This window comes from Bacillus sp. JJ722 (assembly GCF_036963345.1).
In the GTDB taxonomy this organism is placed as follows: domain Bacteria; phylum Bacillota; class Bacilli; order Bacillales; family DSM-1321; genus Bacillus_AD.
In genome coordinates this window covers 1-6,674 of the sequence record NZ_JBALMO010000219.1, presented here as the reverse complement: position 1 = coordinate 6,674, position 6,674 = coordinate 1, and the positions used below count along the sequence as shown (strand labels likewise).

The 6,674-nt window shown below is 33.0% G+C and carries 8 protein-coding genes and 1 pseudogene; all 9 read left to right on the top strand.

What is annotated here, in order from left to right; translation table 11 throughout:
- The first annotated feature begins 267 nt into the window (after positions 1-267).
- The 9 genes and pseudogenes from V7014_RS21730 to V7014_RS21690 all read left to right on the top strand — a co-directional run bounded on the left by V7014_RS21730 (position 268) and on the right by V7014_RS21690 (position 6,497).
- Positions 268-1,746 carry an Lsa family ABC-F type ribosomal protection protein gene (locus V7014_RS21730; RefSeq protein WP_335510251.1) on the top strand — a complete coding sequence of 493 codons (1,479 nt, stop codon included), beginning with the start codon at positions 268-270 and terminating at the stop codon, positions 1,744-1,746.
- Positions 1,747-2,089: 343 nt separating this feature from the next.
- The gene (locus tag V7014_RS21725) at positions 2,090-2,629 is read left to right on the top strand and encodes a GNAT family N-acetyltransferase (RefSeq protein ID WP_335510249.1); all 540 of its coding nucleotides are present in this window, start codon (positions 2,090-2,092) and stop codon (positions 2,627-2,629) included.
- 72 nt (positions 2,630-2,701) lie between these two features.
- Positions 2,702-2,812: an MGMT family protein gene (locus V7014_RS21720; protein ID WP_438824957.1), complete on the top strand. Its 111-nt coding sequence runs from the start codon at positions 2,702-2,704 to the stop codon at positions 2,810-2,812.
- Positions 2,803-3,030, top strand: coding sequence for a hypothetical protein (locus V7014_RS21715; RefSeq protein WP_335510246.1), 228 nt, complete (start codon positions 2,803-2,805; stop codon positions 3,028-3,030). The genes V7014_RS21720 and V7014_RS21715 overlap by 10 nt, the downstream gene beginning before the upstream one ends.
- A 238-nt stretch (positions 3,031-3,268) precedes the next feature.
- Positions 3,269-3,901, top strand: a complete 633-nt coding sequence (locus tag V7014_RS21710) for a LysE family translocator (protein ID WP_335510244.1) — start codon at positions 3,269-3,271, stop codon at positions 3,899-3,901.
- 49 nt (positions 3,902-3,950) lie between these two features.
- Positions 3,951-4,756 (top strand): annotated as a pseudogene (locus tag V7014_RS21705) (metallophosphoesterase family protein); the annotation flags it as partial.
- Between the two features lie 63 nt (positions 4,757-4,819).
- Complete coding sequence (locus V7014_RS21700) at positions 4,820-5,458, top strand: alpha/beta fold hydrolase (RefSeq protein ID WP_335510242.1); 639 nt, start codon at positions 4,820-4,822, stop codon at positions 5,456-5,458.
- Positions 5,459-5,734: 276 nt separating this feature from the next.
- On the top strand, positions 5,735-6,013 hold the full coding sequence (locus V7014_RS21695; protein WP_335510240.1) for an ArsR/SmtB family transcription factor: 279 nt from the start codon (positions 5,735-5,737) through the stop codon (positions 6,011-6,013).
- 97 nt (positions 6,014-6,110) lie between these two features.
- Entirely contained in the window at positions 6,111-6,497 is a 387-nt protein-coding gene (locus V7014_RS21690) for a VOC family protein (RefSeq protein ID WP_335510238.1), read from the top strand.
- Positions 6,498-6,674 lie beyond the last annotated feature (177 nt).

Below are 6,674 nucleotides of genomic sequence, written 5' to 3'. Positions count from 1 at the left end.
ATAAGTGAAAGACTAATCCTTCCAATTACAAATTGGGAGGATTTTTTATTCTCTCATAGTTAAGATTGATGTTTTTTTAATCTGTAACTTTAACCTAATAAATAAAGGAGAGTGAGAAATGAGCAATTCAGACACTATTGTTACGCATGTAATAATCCGTATAAGTCGTTAATATCCATCAAACTTATACGGATAAATTTAGAATAGATGGATGTGCCGACTTTGTATAAAAAGTAAAAAATGTTGATATACAAAGGAGGAATTATTATGTCAATGATACAAGTTCAAGACTTAACTTTTTCTTATCCAGGTAGCTTTGACAATATTTTTGAAGGTGTAAACTTTCAAATAGATACGGATTGGAAACTTGGATTTATCGGTAGAAATGGACGAGGTAAAACAACATTTTTTAATTTATTATTAGGGAATTATGAGTATAGTGGGAAAATCATTTCTTCGGTAGAATTTAAGTATTTCCCTTATCCAGTTTCGGATAGAAACAAGTACACTCATGAAATCTTTGAAGAAATTTGCCCCCAAGCAGAAGATTGGGAATTTCTTCGTGAAATATCCTATCTAGATGTTGATGCCGAGGTCATGTACCGACCATTTAAAACATTATCAAATGGAGAACAAACAAAGGTGTTGCTTGCTGCACTTTTTTTAACTGAGGGTCAATTTCTATTAATTGATGAGCCAACCAATCATCTAGACACTGATGCACGAAAAATGGTCTCTGATTATCTAAGGAAGAAAAAAGGGTTTATTTTAATTTCACATGACAGAATCTTTTTAGATGGATGCGTTGACCATATTTTATCTATAAATAGGGCAAATATTGAAGTTCAAAGTGGTAACTATTCTTCTTGGAAGTTAAATTTTGATAGACAGCAGGAACACGAAGAGGCAACGAACCAGCGTCTACAAAAAGACATAGGGAGATTAAAACAGTCTTCAAAGCGTTCAGCAGGTTGGTCTAATCAAGTGGAAGCTTCCAAAAATGGGACAACGAATTCGGGTTCTAAGTTGGACAAGGGTTTTGTAGGACATAAAGCGGAAAAGATGATGAAGAGAGCAAAGAACCTTGAATCAAGGCAACAAAAAGCTATTGAGGAAAAGTCAAAACTGCTAAAAAATGTGGAAAAAACTGAGTCATTAAAATTAGAACCATTGGAATTTCAGTCAAATGAATTGATTGTTTTGGCTGATGTGTCTGTTAAGTACGTTGACCAAATAGTGAATAAGCCAATTAGCTTTAAAGTTGAACAAGGTGACCGAATTGTACTTGATGGAAAGAATGGAAGCGGAAAAAGTAGTATCCTAAAACTAATTCTAGGAAATCCGATACATCATACAGGCTCAATGAATTTAGGTTCAGGTCTCATTATTTCCTATGTCCAACAAGATACTTCTCATTTGAAGGGATTGTTATCGGACTTTATTGAAGAGCATGAGATTGATGAAACGTTATTTAAATCCATCCTACGTAAGATGGATTTTGACCGAATTCAATTTGAGAAAGATATATCTCATTATTCTGGTGGACAAAAGAAAAAGCTGCTTATAGCCAAAAGTTTATGTGAAAAAGCTCATTTATATATTTGGGATGAACCGTTAAATTTTATTGATATTTATTCGCGCATGCAAATTGAAGAGCTTATTCAAAGATTTAATCCCACAATGGTTATTGTTGAGCATGATCAGGCATTTCAACAAACAGTTGCAACAAAAACTATATCTATGTAGTTAAATATGAACAATTGAAGATGTAATCAGTAAATCGGTTATTAACCTATACGGTGCTTTACTTCAATATCAAGGGGCTGTCTAATAAGTCCCGAAAATAAAACAGGTGAAGAAAAACAAATTGTTTTTCTTCACCTGTTTTTACATTCTTTTCATTTTTCACTGAAAATAGCTGATGAATCCCAGCTATTTTCAGTAGATTATGCGCCATAGCCACAATCCCCTTTTTTTGTTATTCCACAAACGGCGCAGTTTAACTTTATAAGATGTAAGCATTATTTGTTTCTTTTGACAGAAGTTCCATATGATAAACTTAACTTATAGATATGGGAGTTGAAGATAAATGATATATGATAATGATGAAAATATAATTTTTCGAGCAATGATTAAGAGTGATAGTAAAGACTTTGTTAATGCATTTGCTGAACAGAATTGGCATAAACCATTTGAGTTATTTAATGAATATTATAATCAGCAAGAAAATAGTGAGAAATCAGTCATTGTGGCTGAAGTAAATGGTGAAGTTGCTGGATATGTTACATTACTTCCTTTTACTACAATTGGTCCTTATGCTTATAAAAATATACCTGAAATAGTTGATTTAAATGTACTTATTAAATTCCAAAAGATGGGTATCGGCAACAAAATGATGGATGTATTAGAGGGGCTTGCTAAAGAGAAAAGCGATTCTATTTCATTATCAGTAGGATTGCATTATGGATACGGTTCTGCTCAAAGAATGTACGTGAAAAGAGGATACATTCCAGACGGAACTGGAGCTTGGTATAGAGGGAAGCAATTAGAACAATATGCAGAATGTGCAAATGATGATGATTTGACACTCTACTTTTTAAAACGTTTAGATACCATCAATAATTCTTGAAAAGTCAAAATATAAAAATAAAAGCTTAATGGAACGGAATTTCAACAAGCTGTATGGAGTGCCTTATCATGTATTCCATATGCAACAACTTGCTCCTATAAGGAGATTGCGTTGGAAATTGGAAAAGAAAAAGCCGTTAGAGCAGTAGAAACTGCAAATCTGTTGGTACCAAAGTGGCTTTAGATGCTCATCGTTTTCATCTTTATCAATTATTAGAGGAATACGATTTAGCCTCTTCGCAACTAGAAAAAATTGAAGAAATTGTACATTCTGTCTTAGATCAAGTTCCATACATCGAAAACTTACGTTCAATGAATGGGCTCAATGATATATCGATTGCAGGAATCTTTGGTGAAGCCAGAGATAACTTCAATCGCTTACCTATTGCTACGGTTAGTTGAAGAAAGGATATATTATTTAAATGGAGAGTTTACAGTTATAAGTATATATTGAAACGTCAGGTGTATTGGTGAATATGTTAGGCTCATAATAATTAGTCTTTGCATACCAGTAGTACTGTCATTCAATATAAAAGAGAACTAATGTTCAAATAATATAGAATTTTTATTTATTTTTTTGTATAATAATTCATATAAACGGACGAAAGAAGTAATCTTATAAGTTGAAAGTAGTGTTTAAATGAGTTTGTATTTTGCTTATGTAATGATAGGGCTTTCCATTGCAATGCCAGTTGGGGCAATTACTGTCGAAATGACGAAACAAGGTTTGAAAAATGGCTTTATGCATGGGTGGGCAGTAGGCATTGGAGGGATGACGATTGATGTGCTACTTATATTAGCACTCTATTTCGGATTAGCCAAAGTATTGGCACTACCTTATATACAAATGCCATTATGGATTATAGGAGCAGGATTTTTATTTATACTAGCCTATGATTCCATTAAGAATGCGGATAAAGATATTACTTTGACAGGTGAAAAAGTCAATAAATCGCTTTTTAAAACATATCGAAACGGTTTACTCGTTGCTGTTTCTCCAGGAAATTTAGTATTTTGGGTTTCTGTATTTGGAGCTGTATTAGCAGATTCTTATTCAGCAAACGAATCAAGTAGTTTTATCATTGTAGCAATGGGTATTTTAACGGGAATTTTATTACATGATATCGGTTTATTATCAATTGTTTCAATTACGAGAAAAATAATGAACCGTCATATGATTAAATGGACGTCTATCGTTGCAGGAATCTTATTATTTGGATTCGGTTGCTACTTTTTATATGAATTTTATATCGATATTCAATCGTTCTTTTGATTTTTTAGCTAAAGAACCTAATTTCTAAAGTTTCGTTCTTTGAAAATTAACGACTTTAAAAGCAGTTGTTGATGATTCTATCAAAGAAGGTGTTACTGACTATTGGTTTTTAGGAGATTTAATCATGCCTGGGCCTGGAGCAAATGATTTATTTGAAATATTAGATAGTATTAAAGTGGCTACTTATGTTAAAGGAAACTGGGAAGACAGCTTTCTTGACGTACTGAATAAAAAGATTGATTTTGATAACGCTACTGATATTTATGTTTCTAGGTTAGTTCAGTATCAGTGTGAAAATTTGGATGAAAACTATATTAATCTTATTATGAATTTACCATTACACCTAACAAAACAAGTTAATAATCTATCTATCAGTATTAGTCATAATCTACAAAATAAAAATTATGGAGGGGATTTATGGCCCACTAATAATCAAAAAAATTTTGATCAGTTATTTGAGATGATTACGATATTGCGATTTATGCTCATACCCATCACCAATTGTTACGCTATAGTAGCAATGATCAATTAATTATTAACCCAGGATCTATTGGACAGCCTTTTTACAGATGGGACAAGTTACGTTCTGACTTGCGTGCTCAGTATGCAAGTCTTGAAATTGATGAGAAGGGGATTGCAGATGTTAGATTTTAAAAAATTTCCTATGATGTAGAAAAAGAACTAAAAAACGCTATTAGTAATAAACTTCCTTATTTTGATTTATATCGAGAAATGCTTGAGACAGGAAAAACTCATACCCATGATATTGAATTATTACAAAAGCTCAATAATAGATATNNTCAGCTCTTTTTTGTTATTCCGCTAATGGAGTTTAGCTCAATAAGAAATGCGTAGTATATTTATTATGAAAATAGTTATGATTTAAGTTTATACGATATTATAAATATATCAGAATTTATGGGGGATAATCTAATGAGATACATCTTCGTTCATGGTTTAGGGCAAAATTCCACAAGTTGGGAGGAAACTATTTCTTTCATGGGGAAAACAACTCAAATTTCGCATCCTGATTTGTTTGATCTTCTGAAAGATAAAAAACCCACTTACAACAATCTATACCTCGCTTTCTCTGAATATATAGAAATATCTTCCGAGCCAGTCATCCTTTTTGGACTTTCTCTGGGAGCAGTTCTTGCATTGAATTATACCATTGACCATCCTCAAAGAGTTCAATCTTTGGTTTTAATAGGAGCACAATACAAAATGCCTAAATTGTTACTTAAAGTTCAAAATACCATTTTTCGGTTTATGCCAGAATCTTCTTTTCAGAAACTAGGTTCCAGCAAAAATGATTTTATTCTATTGTCAAATTCTATGATGGAATTAGATTTTAGTAAAGACTTAAAAAGGGTTCAATGCAATACTTTGGTTTTATGTGGGGAAAATGATAAAGCGAACAAAAGGGCAGCGGAGAAGCTGGCAGAGCAAATCCCAAAAGCAGAAATTCGGACAGTTATAGGTGCGGGTCATGAAATAAATATGGAGGCTCCCGAAAAATTGGCGTCCATACTCAATGATTTTTTGAGGAAATATTGAAGGTGAAACCATTTTTCTTAGCAATCTTGCTTTTACATAATACATCTCATTTTCAATAGTCGTAGATTCCGTATAGTAACTTGTTTTTGAAACATTATAAGATATCCAAGGAGGATTAATACACTATTTTTGAAACACTGTTAATATTTCTGAATGGTTCAAACTACTTGTATATGACTTTAACTTGTTATGATTACATGATATGGTTCCTTTTTCATGCAACCATACAGTTGCTTATACTCGACATGCAACTATAGAGTTGCATATAATCAATATATGAATTGGGACAAAGACGCTATATTCAAAGCACTCGCCGACTCGACTCGGCGGCTGATATTAGACGAACTATCCGAACGCAACGAGCTGACGTTGTATGAACTTACGGTACGTCTCATTATGAAACATGACCTTTCCATTTCGCGACAGGCGATCTCAAAACATCTTGCTACATTGGAAGATGCAGGGCTCGTAAAATCAAAACGAAAGGGAAAATATCGAGTACTTATGTTTAACAACGAACCACTTAAAAATTTGTTGAAAGGATGGGTAGAGTAATTTTATAACTAAAGCTGAATGTATGAGTTTTTCTGTTTAGATACAAATTGTTAAAAGAGCACCATATATCGCAAATATTAAAGGAGATAAAAATATTATGAAAATCATTGTTACCAGTATATTTGTTCAAGATCAAGACAAGGCATTAGAGTTTTATACAAAAACGCTGAGATTTGTAAAGAAGCATGATGTTCCTTCCGGAGCATATAGGTGGATAACACTTGTTTCTCCAGATGATCAGGACGGTACCGAACTTTTGCTCGAACCGAATGAACATCCCGCCGCCAAAGAGTATCAAAAGAAACTATTTGCCGATGGCATCCCAGTAACAATGTTTGGCGTTGCAGATGTTCGCGAAGAATACCAACGATTAATTAAACAAGGCGTGAAGTTTACTATGGAACCGACAGAAATGGGCGATATTACAATAGCTGTCTTTGACGATACATGCGGCAACCTTATTCAGATAATAGCGAAGAAGTAACTTTTTTGACGAAAAAACCTAGTTTCTAAACGACTTTATTGGTAAGTTTTAAGATTGGTGAAGTGTTTTTTATTAAAAATTAAACAACTTTATGCTAACCCTGTCCTAATTTTAGGTCGGGGTTATACATGTTGAAGGTATAAAATTGTGAATTAGTTCACTTAAACTCCCTCAGTT